Annotated in this window: 1 protein-coding gene; it reads right to left on the bottom strand. The window is 78.7% G+C overall.

Annotated features, from left to right (window positions below):
• Positions 1-1,879 (bottom strand): PAS domain S-box protein (locus tag PYV61_RS24900; RefSeq protein WP_275836579.1); only part of this gene is annotated, 1,879 nt, incomplete at both ends.

Genomic DNA, 1,879 nt, shown 5'->3' with positions numbered 1-1,879 from the left:
CCACGATTTGTCTTCCTAAGACCGCTTGGCCTCCGACTTCGGCGTCGGCGCGCGCCAGCGTCGCCGCCAGCGGCTCGCGCCCCTCGCGCAGCACCGCGCCGTCGCGCCAGCGCACGCGGTACGGGCGCCCGGCCGCCGCCGCCGCGTCGTTGTGCGCCGCCAGCACGCGCGCCAGCCGCTCCGCCACGCGCGCCAGGTCCTCCGGGCGCTGCAGGTCGGCGAGGTAGAGCGCGAACTCGTCGCCCCCCAGCCGCCCGGCGTGGTCGACGCCGCGCACCACCTCGCCCAGCAGCCGCCCCACGTCGCGCAGCGCCCGGTCCCCCTCGGCGTGGCCGTACGTGTCGTTGATCGGCTTGAACCCGTCGAGGTCGAGCGCCAGCAGACCCGCCGTGCGCGCCGCCGCGCCGTCGCGCCCCTGCGTCGCCGCCACCGCCGCCTCGAAGCCGCGCCGGTTGAGGAGCCCCGTCAGCTCGTCGCGCGTCGACAGCTCGGCGAGCCGCCGCTCCTCGGCGCGCTGCCCGGTCACGTCGCGCCCCACGCTCGCCGAGCCGACCAGCGCCCCCGACGCGTCGCGGAGCAGCGTGTTGTCCCACTCCACCACCCGCCGCTCCCCGTGCCGCGTCACGATCTCGTGCTCGTGGTGCGCCACCGCGCCGCCGGGGGCCATGATCGCCCGCAGCGCCGCGCGCCGGGCGTCGGCGTCGGGGAGGAAGCGGCCGAACCAGTCGCTCCCCACCGCCTCGGCGCGCGTCCAGCCGGTGAGGTCGAGCAGCGCGTCGTTGGCGAACGTCACGCGCCCGTCGAAGTCGAGCGTCACCACCAGCGCGCGCACCGTCTCCAGCACGCCGCGGAAGCGCGCCTCGCTCTCCTCCACCGCGCGCGCCGCCTCCTGCGCCCGCGTCACGTCGCGCACCGTGGTCACGACGGCGCGCGCGCCGTCGGCCGTGTCGGCGATCGGCGTCGCCGAGCCGGCGATCCAGGCGTGCGTCCCGTCGGGGCGCTCGAGGCGCAGCAGGGCGTCCACCTCGCGGCGCCCGCCGGCGAGCGCGCGCGCCGGCGCCGTCGACCCCGCGGGGACCTCGGCCCCCGTCGCGTCGAGCATGCGCCAGCCGTCGGGGCGCGGCGCGCGCCGGCTCAGCTGCTCCCCCGTGAGCCCGAGGATGCGCTCGGCCGCGCCGTTCCACAGCAGCACCTCGCGCTCCGAGCGGAGGACCACCCCCTCGTCGAGCGCCTCCAGCACCTCGCGCAGCCGCGTCTCGCTGGCCGCCAGCTGCGCCAGCGCGCGCCGCCGCTCCCCCACGTCCTCGACGAGCACCAGCCGCGCCGCGCGCCCCTCGTACTCGATCGCCTGGCTCACCAGCGACACGTCGAGGTGGCGCCCGTCGCGCGTCGCGTGCACCCCCTCGTACGCCGACTCGTCCTCCAGCGCCGCCTGCCGCGCCAGCGCGTCGGCCACCCCGCGCAGCTCGGGCGGGCGGACGTCGAGGATCGTGCGGTCGAGGAACTCCTCCCGCGACCAGCCGTAGAGCCGCACGGCGGCCGCGTTCACCGACAGGAAGCGCAGCGTCTCGACGTCGTACACCCACGCCGCGCGCGGGCTGCGGTCGTAGAGCACGCGGTACCGCGCCTCGCCGAGGCGCGCGCGCTGCTCCGCGCCCGCCAGCTCGGCGGTGCGCTCGCGCACCTCGTCCTCGCGGCGGCGCACGACCTCGCGCAGCTCGGCCCCCACCGCGTCGAGGCGCGCCGTCGTCTCGCCGAGCCGCGACGCCACGAGCGCCACCTCGGCGGGCGTCCCGGCGCCGGCCGGCGGCGCGGCGAACGGCTGCCCGGGGCGGTGCTCCTCGAGCGCCTCGGCCAGCGCCTGCAGCGGCGTCGCCAG

This window comes from Roseisolibacter sp. H3M3-2 (genome assembly GCF_029211165.1).
Lineage (GTDB): Bacteria > Gemmatimonadota > Gemmatimonadetes > Gemmatimonadales > Gemmatimonadaceae > Roseisolibacter.
Note: the sequence above shows the minus strand (reverse complement) of the source record. Positions and strands in the feature narration are given on the sequence as shown.